We start from the raw sequence: 18,155 nt of genomic DNA on the forward strand, positions 1-18,155 counted from the left end.
CTTCCTTAACAATTTGTTAAGGAAGTTTTTTGAGCATTGACCACTGAAAAAACCGCCCTAAGTTTAATCTTTGGACGGTCTTTCTAATCTCATTAAGCATTGACTTGATTGATGATTTTTCCGTCGTGAAGATAGGAAATGATATTTTGAGCTGTTTCACGAGATAGTTTAATACGAGCATCCCAAGTGGCTGAACCAGAATGCGGAGTCATGACTACATTATCTAGTTTGATTAAGTCTGGGTGTGATCGTCCTTCTACCTCATAAACGTCTAGGCCTGCACCGGCTAATTGACCAGATTTAAGGGCAGTAATCATGGCTTCCTCATCAACTAAGGCACCACGAGCGGTATTAACTAAAAAGGCACCTTCTTTCATCTTGCTAAAGACTTCTTCATCAAAGAGACCTTTTGTGTCAGCTGTTGCTGGCGCGTGCAAACTGATAACATCTGCTTCTCTGACTAAATCATCGAAATCACGGTAGGACACCTGTAGTTCCTCTTCCTGATCCTTTGCTAAGGGATGACGTTTGTTGTAAATCACAGTAGCACCAAAAACCTGAACCATTTTAGCCACTTCTTGACCGATGCGACCAAACCCAAAAATACCGACGGTTTTACCGTTTAATCCCTGACTAAGGCCACTCGGTAAAGTGGTGTTAACCCATTCCCCATCACGGAGACGACGATCTAGAAAGGCAACATGACGCATGATTGATAGCATCAAGGTCACAGCCAATTCTGCTGTCGGTATCATGACGGCTTCAGGTGAATTAGATACCACTATACCCTTTTCTTCAGCATAGTCAATATCAATATGATCAAATCCAACACTGTGTGTTGAAATGATTTTGAGATTTTCACCTGCATCAATCATCTCCTTATCAACTGGTAATTGAGTCGTATAAAGGGCATCATAATCTGCTAAATGTTCTAAAAGCCAGTCTCTCGTATTTTCTAAAGGTGCTTGATCAACTTGAAAAACCTCTTTTAACTCAGACAAACCTTCTTCTAAGGGTTGTCCTAAAATCAGAACTTTTGCTTTTTCCATGTCAAAACCTCACTTTCTCCTCATTATTGTATCAAAATAAAAAGGGCTTCCAAAATGGAAACCCTCATTTTTCAGTTAACCCTAGCCCAGGCGACCTTCTTCTTCTAGTTTACCCATAAAGAATGGCATTTGCTTGCGCCACCATTCCCAATCATGGGCAACATCATGACCCCAATAATCAAACCAAGCTGGAAGCTCTTTTGTAGTAAAAACTTCTTCTAACCGTTTCGTATCATAGACATGAGGCTCTTCCCAAGCCCCCTGACCAACAGCAACAATCATACGATTGTTACGGTAGCGATCCAAAAACCAAGGATCATTTTGCTGCCATAAGTAGTCCAGTGGCGAATTAAAATAAATCGCCTGATCATCACCGAATTCACCAGTGAAGAATCGCGCATCATAGACACCAGACAGGGCAACAGATACATCAAATAAATCAGGGTGTTTCAAAGCAAAATTAACCGTATGGAAGCCACCCATAGAGCATCCCGTTGCTACCAGGCCACCTTGCCAGCCAGTTTCATGGCGAATTAGTGGTACTAGTTCATTAACAATATAGCGATCATAGGCATCGTGAGCAAGTGCCATATCGTGACCAGACTTACCTAGGTTCAACCATGATTCTGAATCATAAGAATCAGGCGTAAAAAACTGAACCAAGCCACGATCAATCCAAGGTTGACAAGCTTCAATCATACCAAAATCAGCATACTCATCATGGCTACCACCAGATGATGGAAAGACGACAACTGGCTTTCCAGCATGCCCATAAACATTAAAAGACATTTCGCGACCAAGTTCCCCTGACCACTGACTACGACGTTCAAATTTCATATAACAACTTTCTAATTTGTGGATAAGAGTGGGACAAAAATCGGTCATTCGCCAGAATTCGATTCCCCCTCACCTCCCTAATTTTTCAGATCCACCTCCGCACAGCTCAAACAGTCACTTCCTGACTGTTTGAGGTTGGAAATAAGGGAAGCCAAGGCTTATCTCGTTCGTTAGGGCTGTATAAGCTGATGACATCAGTAAATTAGAGCCCACCACTGCGTCTTGCTTGACTATCTAGAATGAATTGAGAGATTGGGCTTTTGTCCCAGCCTCCTAAATAACAAAGCGTTCTCGCAACAAAGAACTTCCATTTCCCGAGGAATCCTAAACCTTTTCTTGAGCATAACGGATCAAATCTCGCATGGTTTCGCGCTCAGGACAACGCCCAATAATACCGTCCTGACCCATAATCTCTGAAAAGATTCCTGGCACCGATACTATAGATACCAAATGTTGACCAAAGTATTGTCGAATATCCTCTAAACTGTGACGATATTCCTTATCCCCTCGACGGGAGATGTAAAAAACATGATAAGGACGTTTGCTTTCGGATTTAAAGTGATTTTCCTTGACCACATTGGCGTATTCTTTGAAAATATCGAAATCGTTGGCGTAGTTCCACATATCAATAGTCATCCCACCTGGTGGGCGGCAGTTCACTTCAAGTGGAATAATCTCGCCTGTTTCCTTGATACGGAAAAATTCAAAATGGAAAAAGCGCTCTTTGATATTAAAAGCTGAAACACACTTTTCTCCCAGAGTAACCAACTCAGGATTAATCTCTCTTGGTAAGAAATAATACATGTCCGTACCATTAGCAACCGTATCTAAAACAGCCTCTGAATGTTCTAAACTAGAATAGAAAACAATCTTACCATCATGATCAGCTAAACCATCAAAGGTGATAATATCTCCATCCATAAACTCTTCCATGATGTAATCCACCTGAGAAGAGCGATTGGCCAAGAAATGATCCAATTCATCACTTGTCTTTAATTTATAAGTATCAGAAGCCCCGACACCCGAATTTGGCTTAACGATAATAGGAAATCCTAGTTTTTTAGCTAACTTCTTAGCTTCCTTGTCCGTTTTAAAGGTATCCCCTGCCGCTACTTTCAGACCTTGATTACGAAAAACTTCTTTCATTTGACGTTTGGTTTTTATAGCCAACATGTCTTCGTTCTTAAAGCCAAAAACGTTAAAATCAGTACGTAATTTAGCATCCAGTTCCAACCAAAATTCATTATGCGATTCAACACGATCAATACGACCGTATTTATGGGCAAAATAAGCAACTGCTCGATAAACTTGGTCATAGTCTTGCATATCATCCACACGATAATACTCGGTCAGATGTTGTCGAAGACCTTCCGACAATTGATCATAAGGCACATCAGCGATTCCTAAAGTGTTCATTCCACTTTCATATAAACGATGGGCAAAGGTTTCAAAATTCGTCGGAAAATGCGGTGAAATCATTACAAAATTCAATTTATCTGTCATAATAACTCCTCTTAAACGGTATTAGAGTTATTTTAGCATAGTCATATCGAAAAATCCATATAGTTTTCAGAAAATAAAGAAAATAGAGAAAACAACAAAAATAATAGTCGAAAATACCCTTCAACTTATTTTTTTGATACACTAAGACTATGAAAACACATAAAATTTATAATACCGTAGCCGGCGAAAACACCTATTTATTAGAATCCGAAACAGGACTCCTGGTCATTGACCCAGGCAGTGACTGGTCAAAAATTGAAAAGCGTATCAAAGATCTAGACAAACCTGTCCTTGCCATTCTCTTGACCCATACCCACTATGACCATATCTTGAGCGTCGAAGCTGTCCGCAAACACTTCAATCAGCCCCCACTTTATGTTTCTGAAAAAGAAGCTTCTTGGTTGCAATCTCCGGTGGACAACCTATCAGGTCTCCCACGACATGACGATATGGATGACGTCATTGTAGCGCCAGCTGAGCATATCTTTGAGCTCCGTAAACACTATGTTATCGGCGATTTCAACTATACAGTTGTGCCAACTCCGGGACATTCTTGGGGCAGTGTTTCCTTCATTTTCACTGAAGAGGAAGTTATTTTTTCTGGTGATGCCCTCTTTAAAGAAACCATTGGACGAACCGATCTGCCGACAGGAAATTTTGATGACCTCATTTCAGGCATTCGTCAAGAACTTTTCACCCAGCCAAATCATTTTACCGTTCATCCAGGTCATGGCCAAAGCACAACCATCGCCCACGAAAAAAACGTTAACCCCTACTTTCAATGAGACCCTTTAAGAAAATTCTCCTAAGCTTATCCCTACTAATCTTGATAGCTATATCTGATCTCTTGATTGTGGTCAAAACTAAAACTTATCAGGCTAGCGCTAATGCTGAGAACATTCCCCAAGAGTCTAAGTCGCTTGACCACAGTCTTTACTTCAAGACAGAAGGGAACAATGATTTTCTATCAGAAGGCACACTAGTTGAGGAAGAAGCCTATGCATCCTTGGCTGTTTCTTTAAGTCAAAAAGCCAAAAGTCGCTTAACTAACAATACCACTTATGTAACAATCTAAGGTGGCAGTCATGCTGGATTTGGAGATTATGGCAGACAGGCTAAAGACGGCTAATCAAGCATGTCCAAAACCCAACAACGCCAAGAATTAGTTCAGATGATTAACAACTTTATCAAAACACACGAAAACGACACCCATTAAGGTGCCGTTTTTTAGTGAGCTCGGAGGAAGATTACAACAATGGAAATACCAATGTGACTTTCGCTCCATCTTTAGCAAGATTATTTTCTAATATTAATTCGCCGCTATGGAATGTCATAATCTGAAACGCTATGTATAACCCTAAACCGTAGTTATCCGATGAATGCCTACTTTTATCACCACGATAAAATTGTTGTACCCCATGTGCCAAATCTTCTAAAGAAAATCCCGAACCCTGATCAATTACAGATAGGTACAATTTATTTGTAGCAGTTTCTATCATTATTTCAATAGGAGCATTATCTGGAGAATATTGAATGGCATTATTTAACAGATTTTGAAAAGCTCTTTCAAAAAGCACTAAATTAATCAATAGAATATTATTGCCAACATCAATATCTTCTTTCAATAACCTTTCGTTAATTTCTACTATCTCACTTGCGATAAGCCTTACTCTTTCAATAAAATCTGTCATTGAGACTTTTTCTAGTGAAAAATCCAACTCTTTAATGGATTGATTTACCGTCATTAAAGTTTTGGTATATTCTGAAATACGGTTCATGTTTTTAATAATAAAAGAAACATACTCTGACTGCTCTTCGGTTAAATCAGTTTCACTTAATAATTCAGCATTACCTTTCACAATAGCTGTAGGCGTTTTGAGGTCATGTGTTAATGCTGATATTTGATTTCTTTTTTCCTCCTCTTGAAGCCAATTTTCTTTTAACGATAGACTCAAAGCCCGTTTCATGTTGTCAATACTATTCAAAACATCATTAAACTCTCTAATTTTTGAAAAACTAATCTCAATATCAAGATTTTGTTGAGCTATTTTCTGTGATGCTTCCATCATAGGGATTAATTGCTTTGTCATGTACTTAGCCCAGAAAAGAGTGACTAAAAAAGTGCTGATAAAACAGAAAACGATTAGTAAACTGGCAAATAAAAAGTTAATTTTAGGAAAATAATCATTCATCCAATTAATTGAATAATGCGGCTCAAGTTGATAATTGATAATAATGTAACCATCAGGTCTCTTATATTCTATAAATGATGATTTGGGCGTTGAGATTTCTTCTCTATTGTGAAAATGGATTGCCTTAATTTCATTTTCTTTAGTCATATTAGACTGAAGAATTTCACCGTCTAAATTCAGATAAATATAGCTTGCTTTATCAGGAATTAAACTATCATCAAATTTCTTTTGGTGTAAAATTGCTGTTTTATTGTCTATTATTTGATTTTCCGTTTCATTTGCAGGAATGATTAATCCCGTTTGATAAAAAGTAATAAAGCTAAGTAATGAAACTCCTATAGCTATGACTAAGCCGATCCCAACACTCCCTAAATATTTGAGAAAAATGACTTTCAGAGTTTGTCCTTTTTTATTTAATGCCATTTATAACCAATTCCCCAAACTGTCTCAATAGGATATTCTTCGTATTTTTGAAATTTAGCTCTTATATTTTTAATATGTTCCGAAATAGTAGAAGAATTACCGGTACTATCAAATCCAAAAATAGTTTCATAGATTTGTTCTCTAGAAAAAACCTGACCTTTTCGTCTAGCTAACAATTCTAAAATACGATACTCAGCCTTTGTTAGTTTGATTTTTTCATTATTCACAAATACTTCATTAGAAGATAAATTAAAGTGAATTCTACCTAAGTTTAAATTCAAATGTTTTTCTCTTTTCTCCCTTCGTAGATGTGCTTCAACTCTTGCCAATAATTCATGGACACCAAATGGCTTTGTGATATAATCATCTCCTCCATTTAATAGCCCTTCTACAATATCCTCTTCCATTGTCTTAGCTGTTAAAAAGAGGATAGGGCAGTCCACTTTGCTACGGATTTTTTTACAAAGACTAAAACCATCAATCCCTGGCATCATAACATCAAGTAAAATTAAATCAAATTTGGTCAAAGTATCGGTATTTAGGTCTAAAGGATTTTGCAAGATTTCAACAAGATGATTATTCTTTTTTAAAATATTTTTCACAAGAACCAATAAATCGTATTCATCATCAACAACTAAAATATTTGCCACTAAAACTCCTCCTAAAGCGCTATCAATTTATTATACTACATTTTCTATTTGACTCATCAATCAATAAAAGGATTTCCATCCCAATAATTAACCCATTTTACTGATCCCCAAAAAATAATCAGAGTCAAAGGAAGAGACACATAAAGCCAAGTATTTAATTCTCTATATAAATAAGTTTGATCACTAAAATTGGTGCCGACAATATAAGTAGCAGCTAATCTTGATGACCAAGTACATGGCAAAAAATACCAAATGTCATCACCAATAGCGGTCATTGAAAGTAAAGCAAGCAATGTCTCTACAAACCCTAGTCCAATTGAGACTCCGCTCCCGAAGTTCACCGATACCAATAGATGAATCATATAAATTGTTGTGGCTCCACCGGTAAGACATAACACTTCAATGAGACAGTTTATTGGAGACTGATGTCCAAAAAGCAAAGAAAAGACTGTAATGGAAAGACTGACAGAGATTAATAAATTAACCAATAACACTATTAATTTTCCGATATAAGGTTTACTCCGAGATTTTGTAGTAGATAGGATGACTTGAAATCGACCTGCATTTGCTTCCATATCTATAACTTTAGATGTTATAACGCCACAAATGATTGGAAGAACTACTCCAAGAAGGACTAAATAATTTTCTATGATAACGTCATTACCAAAATTTTTTAAACTCGTAAACTGGCTTGCCACATAGAAAATCAGAGCATATAAAATTGGTAAAAATATATGAGCTTCTAAAATCCAGGTATGCTTTAATTTTAAAAATTCTGACTTTACTATATTCATCATGATGTCACCTCCTGCTTTGAAAACCAATTTGCAGTTGAAATTGTCAATATATAAAACAGACATATTGATAAGAGACAAGGTAGCCATAATGACGTACTGGTAATCATTGGGTTTGATAGGTCTGTTGGAACACCATTTGGAAGAATATGTAAAACTGGTACCATCAGCCTAAGTCCCCAAGAATAAGGACAATACAGCCACATAGAAGTATCAGACACTAAAATTCCTAGCCCTAAACCTATGATAGCATTTCCAACAATACTAACGACAAGACCAAATTTTTTAGCTAAAAAGAAGCACCATGGTATCTGCCAAAGGTTTGTTAAAAGTAACAGTAAACTTGCAAAAAATAAAGTTACAATGCTATAGTCAGGAGACAATTCTCTTCCAACAAACCATTGAAAAATTAAGACATATAGTAAATGACATAGTGTTGCAAGACCCATATAAGTAAAAGTTATTACAATTTTTGCCACCCAAACTTTTTTTAAATTAACATTCAAAGGGAAAATGGCTCTGTAATTGAGTTTTTTATCTTCTTTTCTGTGCATCAAAGCAGGTATTAAAGCAAACGTCGCGGGCATTAAAATGACATACCACCAATTGTATGCATTAACTGTAAAATAAAAAGGCATTAATACAAAGGCATGTAGAACAGCAATGATAGGAGCAATTAAAGGTAATTTTATCAAAAAAGTACGTTTATTCTTTAAATTTTCAGCATGAATATAGCGCTTCATTAATTTACACCTCACTCTCATTAGCGATAACAGTCATAAAGAGCTCTTCTAAATTGCTGTCATGATGGATACGATCTTGATATTTTAATTCTCCCTCATGAATAATCCCTATATGTTCGGCAATATGTTCTACTTCTGCTAAGATGTGACTAGATAAGATGACTGTTATCCCTTTTTTAGGAAAACTCCTTATTAAATCACGTAATTCTTGAATACCAAGCGGATCTAGTCCGTTTGTAGGTTCATCTAATATCAGTAATTTAGGATGGTTTAACAAGGCTATAGCTATACCTAATCTTTGTTTCATTCCTAAAGAAAATTGACCACTCTTCTTTTTTCCAGTATTTTTTAAATCAACTATTGCCAGCACTTCATCGATTCTTTTATCAGGTAATCCAAGTAAAAGAGCTCTTACTTTTAAATTTTCTCTAGCTGTTAAATTCTCATACAATGCTGGCATCTCTATCAATGCTCCAATATCCGACAAATCATTTCGGCTCCAACTGTGTCCTTCAAACTGTATTTCGCCAGACGTTTTGTGAAGCATACCTGTAAGCATCTTTAAAAGTGTTGATTTTCCAGCACCATTAGGACCAAGTAAACCATAAACTGTATTTTCTTCAATTTTTATAGATATGTTATTAACAGCTCTTTGTTTTCCAAAAACCTTGCTCAAGCCTTGAGTCTCTAAAATATATCTTTCCATTTTGAAATATCTCCTTTTTTGACTTTAGTATAAAAAAGAAGTTTAAGGATTTTATCAAGAAAATAAAAAAAAACAGACAAATATTACTTTGTCTGCTTTACTCATATTTAGTTGTGTCATTTCTCATCCTCAAACCGCTTCTGATACTCATCTTCAATGATGGCATCACCTTTGTTACGCATTCATGACCTGCTAAAAGGGCTTAGGAGAGGCGCCAAAACAGCGATCGGTAGGAAAATGGTAAGGTTATCAGTAAATCTGATGGTGAGATGTCCATAAGGTCACACTTTCTTAGATTTTCAAGAAGCGTCTCATTGATAGCACTGATCCTAGTGATCCGATGATGATTCCGATAGCAACCATTGCGACCACGCCAACTGGAATAGCTAAGTCCGGTTTGTAGAGACTAAGATTTTGTTGCACAAGGCCTTTCATCAGGTAGTTATAGGCAATGATGTAGAGATAAGAACTCAAGGCTGCTGGAAGGATGGAACCAAGCAAGCCAATCCAAGCACCCTCAAAGAAGAATGGTCCACGGATGTAAGAATTCTTAGCACCTACCAAGCGCATGATTTCAATATCTCGGCTACGTGAGAAAATCGTAACACGAATAGTGTTCGAAATAAGGAAGATGGCCACTAAAATCAGGATGGCAGTTCCTACAAGTCCCCAAATACGTACCATTTTCGCTAGATTGAAAATACGGTCAGTATCAGCTCCACCATACTCAACCGAATCGATGCCACCTAGCTGTTCTGCTGCACGCGCTACTTTCTTAACATCTTCAGGTGATTTGGTCTTCACATAGTAAACATCATAAAGTGGGTTAGCGTCATCATCAAAGACTTCTGAGAAGGAATCCCCCATCTTAGCTTTCAAATCTTCTAACTGCTCATCTTTACTTGAATAATCAATAGCTTTTACACCCTCAATATCTTTCAATTGATTGTAAATCTTATGATAGTCCTTGTTGACAATTGTCTTTCCTGAACTATCTTTGACAATTTCCTGGGCATCTGTCGAATCCACATTCAAGAAAACATTGACTTGAATATTGTCCTCGATACCTGAAGCTAATTTTTCTGTATTAAGAAGAACACCTGCAAAAAGACCAACTAAAATCAAGGTAATAGATACTGTTGACATAGCTGCAAAAGTCATCCAACCATTACGTTTTAAACTCTTGATGGATGTCCATAAATGTCTGAAAAAATTTCTAATCATTATAGCCGTACTCTCCTTCCTCTTCATCACGAACAATTTTTCCATCTTCAATGGCAATGACACGATGACGCAAACTGTTAACAATTTGCGAATTATGAGTCGCCATCAAAACAGTTGTTCCCTGAAGATTGATACGCTCAAGCACCTGCATAATTTCCATAGAAATTTCGGGATCCAAGTTACCCGTTGGTTCATCTGCAATCAAGACTTTGGGATTGTTGACAATGGCACGTGCAATAGCAACACGCTGCTGCTCACCACCCGATAACTGATTTGGGAAAGAACGCATTTTATGTTTAAGACCAACAAGTTCTAAGACTTCTGTCACACGCTTCTTGATATGCTTGCGCTTTTCACCAATAACTTCCATGGCGAAAGCAACATTTTCATAGACAGTCTTACGTTCCAAAAGTTTATAATCCTGGAAAACCACACCAATAGAGCGACGCAAAAGTGGCACTTGACGTTTTTTCATTTTAGCCAAGTTAAATTCTCCAACTTTGAGAGATCCGCTAGATAATTTTTCCTCACGGTACAATAGTTTGATAAATGTTGATTTACCAGCTCCAGAAGGACCAACGATGTACACAAATTCTCCTTGATTAACAGAGACACTGACATGACGAAGGGCCGTTGTAGAGCGACGATATTTCTTAGAAACATCCTTTAATTCAATTAAAGCCATAAATTAAGATACTAAGAGCGTTAAAAGCAGACGAAAAATAGGAGCGTGACGACATATGCCTGCATATGAGGAAGGCTATCTTTTTTCACTAGCTTTTAGCTCGAGTTCATTTACATGAACCCGCATCCTTTCCTTTCTATAAGTTGTAGGAATAATGAGACAAGCCTAAGGGCTGTGCTCGATTCCTTTCGTAAGATACAAAGGGACAATTCGACTTGTCGAAAACTTCCGATGAAAAATAGGAAAACAGACGATGACTTGCAAAGTCGAGGAAGTTTTATCTTTTTTCAAGAGAAGTTAGTCCCATCTTCATATTAATCATTAATCCATACGCCACTTGAGGTAAGCGTCGATAAAGCCTTCAATATCACCATCCATGACCTTATCAACTTGGGCTACTTCAAAATTAGTACGGTGATCTTTTACCATAGTATAAGGTGTGAAAACATAAGAGCGAATTTGACTTCCCCAAGTGATTTCTTTCTTATCACCTTTGAGAGCATCCACTTCTTGCGCTTTCTTCTCCTGCTCCATTTGGTAAAGTTTAGCCTGCAACATCTTCATAGCACGGTCGCGGTTACCATATTGGGTACGATCAACTGTTGATGCTACAACGATACCAGTTGGAATGTGGGTCAAACGAACACCCGTGGACACTTTATTGACGTTCTGACCACCAGCACCACCTGAACGGAAAGTGTCCATTTTGATGTCATCATCACGAATCTCAACTTCAATTGTATCATCCAACTCAGGCATAACCTCTACGGAAGTAAAGGATGTATGACGACGTTTAGCTGAGTCAAACGGCGAAATACGCACTAAGCGATGAACACCCATCTCAGATTTCAGAAAACCATAGGCATTAGGTCCTTCAAAAGAAAGGGTGACAGACTTGATACCCGCTTCATCTCCGGCTTGATAGTCAAGCGTTTCAACCTTGTAGCCCTTGGCATTTCCAAAGCGCGTATACATACGGAAAAGCATCTCCGCCCAATCTTGTGCCTCGGTTCCGCCAGAACCTGGGTGAATTTCCATGATAGCATTGTTAGAATCGTACGGTTCCGACAAGAGAAGCGTCATCTCGTAACTAGCCATTATCTTAGCTAGCTTTTCAAGATTATCTTCCAATTCTTCTTGAACAGAGTCATCCTCTTCTAACATTTCCAAATAGAGTTCTGTCTCCTCAGACAGCTCCTCCATATTGTGGAAAGTTTCATATGTTTGCTTAAGCTCATTCAACTCTTGCGACGTCTTTTGAGCAGCAATATTATCATTCCAGAAGTCTGGCTCAGTCATTCGGTTTTCAAGAAGCGCAATGTCCTCCTCCAAACGATCTAAGTCAAAGAGACCTCCTGAAGCTAGTCAACTTCTCTTTGTTTTCTACTATTTTTTGACGCATTTCAGCGATTTCCATGATAAACTCCTTATCTGAATATAATCTTATCCATTCTAGCATAAAGCCCTTAAAATTGCCATTTCTGACGAACCAATTCTAACTCTTTGAGGCTATCTTCTTCTTTTAGAGAAAGGCTGCGCATAAAATCAAGCATAGCCTCATCTGGTTTTTTAATAATCTCACCCAGTGCCCAAATGGCTGTCGCAGTATGAATGGGATTATTATTCTTATCAATAATCTCCACAAGTTTCACCACCGCACTACGGTCATGAGCATTAGCTAAAGCAATAATAGCATTACGCTGCAAAATATTTTTCCCACGCCAGGAACCTGCAATCATGCCGAATTGTTCTTTGAAGGATTTGTTAGTCAACTCCAAAAATGGAATCAACTCAGGATGAGCTAGTTCTGGATCAATCTCACTAGCCAGAGGATTATCAATCCCACGATTATAAGGACAACAAATCTGACAAATATCACAACCATAAATAACTGTCTTAATTTTCTTACGAAACTCCATGTCCATCATGCCCTTATCTTGAGTTTGGAAAGACAAACAACGACGAGCATTCATAGTCCCATCACCGATGAGACAGGAAGTCGGGCAAGCTTCTAAGCAACGGGTGCAGTCACCACAACCATAGTCCACTTCTTGATCGGGCTCAATCTCTAAGTTGGTAATCAACTCCCCTAAGTACATATAAGAGCCAAATTCCTTAGAAATCACCAGGCCATTTTTACCGATAAAACCAATACCAGCACGTTTAGCTACTGCTGTATCCACCAGAGCACCAGTGTCGACCATGCCTTTGTATTCAAAATTCTCCGTCAACTCTTCAATCCCTTTAGCCAAGCGATTGAGTTTATCTTGAAGAACATAGTGATAATCTAAGCCCCATGAATTAGGTGTAATTTTTCCACGTTTATACTGGGTTTTAGGTGGTTTAACGGGCAGTTTATTAGGATAAGCAACGGCGATTGAGATAATGGTCTTAGCGGATTCTAAAGACAACTTGGGCTTAATGCGCTCCTCAATGACCTTGTGTTCAAAACCAGTCGTCCGGCCCTCCTCAACACCAGCTCTTAAGGTTTTCTCCAAATAACCAAAATCATCGGCAGTCGTAAACCCAATCTTTGAAATGCCAATTTCCTTGGCAAGTTTTTGAATTTCAACCTTAATATCCATACTACTATTTTAAGGAAAAATCATGTTGATAGCAAGTCAGATCAGTAACAAGTTTGTGTCAAATCGCCTTAAAAAAGATACAATAGAGACATGACAACATTAGCTTTCATGAGTGACCTCCACATTGACCTCAACAACTTTACTGACTTTGAAACCAATACCCTTATCGACTTTCTCAAAGAAGAAAGAATTGACCACCTTCATATCGCAGGCGACATCTCCAATCATCACTACCAAGTTTCTCAGCCTTTTCTAGAAACACTCAAACAGCATTTCTCTGTCACCTATAATCTTGGCAATCATGATATGTTAGATCTGACTGAAACTGATATTGAGCATTTAGACTTCAAGATTCATGAGATCAATACCAAAAAATTCCTAGCCTTCCATGGCTGGTATGATTACAGTTTTCATCCAGAGAAAACAGAAGAACAAAACCTAGCCTTCAAAAACCAATTCTGGTTTGACAGACGATTAGATAGACATACTTCTGACAGCAAGCTTACCGAAGAAACATTATCACGACTAGATGATACCCTTACGCATTATCCCGAAATTGATTTAGTGTCTATGCACTTTGTACCACACCAAAACTTTCTCATGACCCATCCAAAGTTCATCCCATTCAATGCCTTTTTGGGAAGCCAAGCCTTCCATGATGTATTCGTCAAACACCACATCAAGGACGTTATTTTCGGACACGCGCACCGTTCCTATGGCAGCCAAATGATTGACGGTATTAACTACCATTCTAGACCTCTTGGCTACAGAAGAGAGTGGGACTTAACCATCGATTATGTCAATCAACACCCTGAACTTAATCCTACAGGCACATGGAACCTATCCAAACGCTATCATTTAGTCAAAAGATTGCCAGACTACCAGAACTACACTAAAAAACAGCTCAAAGAAGAATTTCGCAAATCTGTAACTGTCTTTGATTTCTAACCTTCTGATCGTTTCTTCACCATAAAAGACACATTGGAGAATAGACTTGTGATAATGACTATAATGCCTACCCCCATAAAATCAACTAACTACTATTGTTCTTGTCATCTTCAAAAATCTAGGACCAGACAAAGAAGTTCAAACAGACCCTTATTTTCCAAGAAAATATCACTTTTCAAATGTTAAACCTATACCAAAAACCATTCAAGATAAGCCTCATGAAGTCTCTACAGACATTATCGGGAGACGACAATAGACTATCTCTTTTCCTTGTCACAATTAGCAATAGCGTAACTCTGAAAACCACGACTTTCCTCTTTAAAAGAGTTCCGTCTACTCTTGAAAATTGACTCAGCTCCAGTTATGAATTTGTTATGACTCCAATAAAAAAATCAGATTCGTCATTGAATCTGATTTTTCTATTTCTATTGATTAGATAGCATTTTTATCCATTCCCAAGGCACGTTGAACAGCTTTAACAATTTCAACAAGCACAAGCATAGCAAAACTACCAATTAAAACAACAATCCACTGTGATAATTCCAAATGCGTCACATGGAAAATCTTCTCAAGGAATGGTACTGTCAGAGTCATAACTAAGAGTACCAATGATCCAAGAATAGCCCAGTTAAAGGTTTTGTTTTTAAATGGTCCAACTGTGAAAATAGATTGGTAAACAGACTTAACATTAAAGGCATGTACCAACTGAATCATTCCAAGAGTTGCATAAGCCATAGTGAGGGCGTCTGCGTGAATTTCATGATAAGTATCATGGGCTGGATTAATGATTCCATAACCATAGACACCTAGAACGAGAGCAGCTTGGAAGAGACCTTGATAAACAACTGCTCCCAGAACACCACCTGAGAAGAAGCTTGAATTACGTCCACGAGGTTTGTGACTCATGACACCTGGTTCAGCAGGTTCCATACCAAGCGCAATCGCTGGAAGGGTATCTGTTACCAAGTTAATCCAAAGAAGGTGAACTGGCTCCAAAACATCCCATCCAAATAGAGTAGCTAAGAAGATAGACAATACTTCAGCAATGTTAGCCGATAGAAGGTATTGAACTGTTTTCTGAATATTAGAGAAGACCTTACGCCCTTCTTCAACGGCGACAATGATTGTTGCAAAGTTATCATCCGCAAGAACCATATCAGAAGCACCTTTAGAAACTTCTGTACCAGTAATACCCATACCGATACCAATATCCGCTGTTTTAAGCGATGGTGCATCATTAACACCATCACCAGTCATGGCCACAACCTTACCTTCATTTTGCCAAGCTTTCACGATACGAACCTTATGTTCAGGTGATACACGAGCATAAACAGAATATTGTTGGAAGACTTTTTGGAATTCTTCATCTGACAATTCATTTAGCTCAGCACCTGTAAAGACATGATCTTCTGTATCGTTAGGATCAATAATACCAAGACGTTTAGCGATAGCTTCTGCTGTATCTTGGTGGTCACCAGTAATCATGATGGGACGAATACCAGCTTCTTTAGCCACTTTAACCGCCGCTGCAGCTTCTGGACGTTCAGGGTCAATCATACCAACAAGACCTGAGAATACTAAATTATTTTCAACAACTTCAGTTTCTAAAGTTGGAACATTATCTTCATACTTGTAAGCCATCATAAGGACACGAAGTGCTTGCTTAGCTAACGTTTTGTTAGTAGCCAGAATAGCATCTTTATCAGCTTCAGTAATCGGACGAATCGTTCCATTCTCTTCAATTTGTGTCACACGCTTAAGCAACTGATCGGGAGCACCTTTAACAGCCACCAAATGTTTGCCATCTGCTAGACGGTGAATGGTTGACATCAACTTACGATCTGAATCAAATGGAAGTTCGCCAACACGTGGCTCTTCTTTCAACACATCACGGACATCAAAGTTATGATCCAAACCAAATTGCACAAGCGCTGTCTCTGTTGGATCACCAATCAATTTACCAGATTGATCAACTTTCGTATCATTAGCAAAGTTCATGATACGAAGCGTCATATTTGAATGTTCCAAATCATCTGTCGCATCTTGCAACTGACCATTAGTATAAATTTTTTCAACGGTCATCTGATTCATGGTTAGGGTACCAGTTTTATCAGAAGCAATAATTTCAGTTGAACCAAGAGTCTCAACAGCTGGTAATTGTCTAATGATCGCATTACGTTTTGCAAGGACTTGTGTTCCCATAGAAAGAACAACCGTTACAACCGCAGGGAGACCTTCTGGAATCGCAGCAACCGCCAATGCAACAGCAGTCATCAATGAATTCAACGGAGCTTCTCCACGGACAAAAACAGATACGATAAATGTAATCGCTGCAATAACCAAAATGGCAAATGTCAACACCTTAGAAAGATGATGTAAGTTTTGCTTCAACGGTGTATCTGATTCATCAGCGTTTTGAAGCATGTTGGCAATATGACCAACTTCTGTAAACATCCCTGTATTGGTAACCACGCCAAGTCCACGACCATAAGTAACGTTAGAGTTTTGATAACCCATATTGACACGATCACCAATACCAGCATCTTCTGCCAATTCAACAGATAGATTTTTTTCAACTGGTACTGATTCCCCTGTCAAAGCAGCTTCCTCAATTTTTAAAGAACTTGCTTCTAGTAGGCGCATATCAGCAGGTACAACATCCCCTGCTTCGAGCAAGACGACATCACCAGGAACCAATTCCTTAGAATCAACTTCTTTAACATGACCATCGCGACGAACTCGAGCTAATGGGCTTGACATAGATTTAAGCGCATCAATTGCAGCTTCTGCCTGACCTTCTTGGTAAACACCGAAAGCTGCGTTAAGCACTACGACTAACAAGATAATTAAAGCATCTGTCAAACCATGCATACCTTCTGTCAAAACTGATAGAGCTGCAGCTACTAACAAGATAATAATCATCAAATCTTTGAACTGATCCAAGAATTTTTGAAGAAGAGTACGCTTTTCAGCTTCTTCTAATTCATTACGACCGAATTCAGCTAAACGTTGCTCCACTTGTGCACTAGTTAAACCTTTTTTGCTGGTCTCTAGAGCTTCTAGAACAGCGTCTTCAGATTGAGTATAAAACGCTTGACGTTTCTGTTCTTTTGACACTTTTTTCCTCCTTGGTCTTTTACTAATAGAAAAAGACCTGTTTATTTTTTAAACAAGTCTCGCAAATTAAGACTATGCCGGAAACAACTGTTTCGAAATGACGACATAATCACGACTGTAATATCTCACAAAAGCAAGATAACAATCGTCGGCTACTCCCTTGATATAGCGTTATTATACAGAAAAAACATTAAAAAAACAAGGAATAGAGAAACAAATTCTAAAACTAGGCTTCCCACCTCAACCTCATCTGATAATCAGCTAGGGCTTCTTCTGCTTCTGGATGGGATAAAAGTTGATAATGGAGGATTAATTCTTGATCGCCCTGATTTAATGCAAACTGTGTGGTTTTGGTAACCAATCGTTGCAAGCCAACCGGCGAAGGGATTTGTGCTGGTGCAAAGGTATCTTTTTCAAATTTCATCATACTCTGAGGTTTGCTAAACCGTGTAACAGTCAATTCACTCGCATTAAATTTCAAAATAACACGCTCTTTTTCCGAATTAGTATAAATGAGATAAGAAAAATCCCCCTTCTCCTTATACTCTCCATGAGCTTCTTCGTGAACCATATCGATGTCCTGATCCATCATAATTTTGTTATCAATGATAATTTTCATAATGTCTTCCTTCATTTTGCTCTTATCATTGTACCAATTTATGAGCTTTCCAGCAATTTTTGCTATAATAAAATCAACAT

The 18,155-nt window shown here is 38.1% G+C and carries 17 protein-coding genes; 3 read left to right on the plus strand and 14 right to left on the minus strand.

What is annotated here, in order from left to right; translation table 11 throughout:
- Positions 1 to 92 precede the first annotated feature (92 nt).
- The 3 genes from C0J00_RS06820 to C0J00_RS06830 form a co-directional block, all read right to left on the minus strand.
- Positions 93 to 1,049, minus strand: coding sequence for an NAD(P)-dependent oxidoreductase (locus C0J00_RS06820; protein ID WP_104968165.1), 957 nt, complete (start codon positions 1,047 to 1,049; stop codon positions 93 to 95).
- A gap of 81 nt (positions 1,050 to 1,130) precedes the next feature.
- Entirely contained in the window at positions 1,131 to 1,886 is a 756-nt protein-coding gene (locus tag C0J00_RS06825) for an esterase family protein (protein ID WP_104968166.1), read from the minus strand.
- Between the two features lie 324 nt (positions 1,887 to 2,210).
- Positions 2,211 to 3,389: an ATP-grasp domain-containing protein gene (locus C0J00_RS06830; RefSeq protein WP_104968167.1), complete on the minus strand. Its 1,179-nt coding sequence runs from the start codon at positions 3,387 to 3,389 to the stop codon at positions 2,211 to 2,213.
- Positions 3,390 to 3,538: 149 nt separating this feature from the next.
- Between C0J00_RS06830 and C0J00_RS06835 the strand changes: the two genes are divergently transcribed.
- Complete coding sequence (locus tag C0J00_RS06835) at positions 3,539 to 4,174, plus strand: MBL fold metallo-hydrolase (protein WP_104968168.1); 636 nt, start codon at positions 3,539 to 3,541, stop codon at positions 4,172 to 4,174.
- 68 nt (positions 4,175 to 4,242) lie between these two features.
- On the plus strand, positions 4,243 to 4,464 hold the full coding sequence (locus C0J00_RS06840; protein WP_158667321.1) for a hypothetical protein: 222 nt from the start codon (positions 4,243 to 4,245) through the stop codon (positions 4,462 to 4,464).
- Between the two features lie 172 nt (positions 4,465 to 4,636).
- Here C0J00_RS06840 and C0J00_RS06845 read toward each other — a convergent pair whose 3' ends face one another.
- From C0J00_RS06845 to queG, 9 genes are all read right to left on the minus strand, one after another.
- Positions 4,637 to 6,004, minus strand: a complete 1,368-nt coding sequence (locus C0J00_RS06845) for a sensor histidine kinase (protein ID WP_104968170.1) — start codon at positions 6,002 to 6,004, stop codon at positions 4,637 to 4,639.
- A complete protein-coding gene (locus tag C0J00_RS06850) occupies positions 5,995 to 6,654 on the minus strand; it encodes a response regulator transcription factor (protein ID WP_104968171.1) in 660 nt (219 codons plus the stop codon). Before C0J00_RS06850 ends, C0J00_RS06845 begins: the two co-directional genes overlap by 10 nt.
- Positions 6,655 to 6,710: 56 nt before the next feature.
- Positions 6,711 to 7,451, minus strand: coding sequence for a lantibiotic immunity ABC transporter MutG family permease subunit (locus C0J00_RS06855; protein ID WP_104968172.1), 741 nt, complete (start codon positions 7,449 to 7,451; stop codon positions 6,711 to 6,713).
- Positions 7,448 to 8,191, minus strand: coding sequence for a lantibiotic immunity ABC transporter MutE/EpiE family permease subunit (locus tag C0J00_RS06860; RefSeq protein ID WP_104968173.1), 744 nt, complete (start codon positions 8,189 to 8,191; stop codon positions 7,448 to 7,450). Before C0J00_RS06860 ends, C0J00_RS06855 begins: the two co-directional genes overlap by 4 nt.
- Positions 8,192 to 8,195: 4 nt before the next feature.
- The gene (locus C0J00_RS06865) at positions 8,196 to 8,897 is read right to left on the minus strand and encodes a lantibiotic protection ABC transporter ATP-binding protein (RefSeq protein WP_104968174.1); all 702 of its coding nucleotides are present in this window, start codon (positions 8,895 to 8,897) and stop codon (positions 8,196 to 8,198) included.
- Between the two features lie 291 nt (positions 8,898 to 9,188).
- A complete protein-coding gene (gene ftsX / locus C0J00_RS06870; protein ID WP_104968175.1) occupies positions 9,189 to 10,121 on the minus strand; it encodes a permease-like cell division protein FtsX in 933 nt (310 codons plus the stop codon).
- Positions 10,114 to 10,806 carry a cell division ATP-binding protein FtsE gene (gene ftsE / locus C0J00_RS06875; RefSeq protein ID WP_104968176.1) on the minus strand — a complete coding sequence of 231 codons (693 nt, stop codon included), beginning with the start codon at positions 10,804 to 10,806 and terminating at the stop codon, positions 10,114 to 10,116. Before ftsE ends, ftsX begins: the two co-directional genes overlap by 8 nt.
- 321 nt (positions 10,807 to 11,127) lie before the next feature.
- Positions 11,128 to 12,223 (minus strand): peptide chain release factor 2 gene (gene prfB / locus C0J00_RS06880; RefSeq protein ID WP_104968177.1). Its coding sequence is split into 2 segments (ribosomal slippage): positions 11,128 to 12,150 and positions 12,152 to 12,223, totalling 1,095 coding nucleotides; the frame shifts between segments, so codons are not numbered across the junction.
- Positions 12,224 to 12,272: 49 nt separating this feature from the next.
- On the minus strand, positions 12,273 to 13,391 hold the full coding sequence (gene queG, locus C0J00_RS06885) for a tRNA epoxyqueuosine(34) reductase QueG (RefSeq protein ID WP_104968178.1): 1,119 nt from the start codon (positions 13,389 to 13,391) through the stop codon (positions 12,273 to 12,275).
- 90 nt (positions 13,392 to 13,481) lie between these two features.
- On the opposite strand from queG, the gene C0J00_RS06890 reads away from it, so the two are divergent.
- Positions 13,482 to 14,339: a metallophosphoesterase family protein gene (locus C0J00_RS06890; RefSeq protein WP_104968179.1), complete on the plus strand. Its 858-nt coding sequence runs from the start codon at positions 13,482 to 13,484 to the stop codon at positions 14,337 to 14,339.
- A 432-nt stretch (positions 14,340 to 14,771) separates the two neighbouring features.
- Here C0J00_RS06890 and C0J00_RS06895 read toward each other — a convergent pair whose 3' ends face one another.
- Positions 14,772 to 17,456 (minus strand): cation-translocating P-type ATPase, encoded by a 2,685-nt coding sequence (locus tag C0J00_RS06895; protein WP_104968180.1) that lies wholly within the window; start codon positions 17,454 to 17,456, stop codon positions 14,772 to 14,774.
- Positions 17,457 to 17,682: 226 nt separating this feature from the next.
- Positions 17,683 to 18,075 (minus strand): DUF1934 domain-containing protein, encoded by a 393-nt coding sequence (locus C0J00_RS06900; protein WP_104968181.1) that lies wholly within the window; start codon positions 18,073 to 18,075, stop codon positions 17,683 to 17,685.
- Positions 18,076 to 18,155: the final 80 nt, after the last annotated feature.

Origin of the sequence: Streptococcus pluranimalium, assembly GCF_002953735.1 — a bacterium.
In the GTDB taxonomy this organism is placed as follows: domain Bacteria; phylum Bacillota; class Bacilli; order Lactobacillales; family Streptococcaceae; genus Streptococcus; species Streptococcus pluranimalium.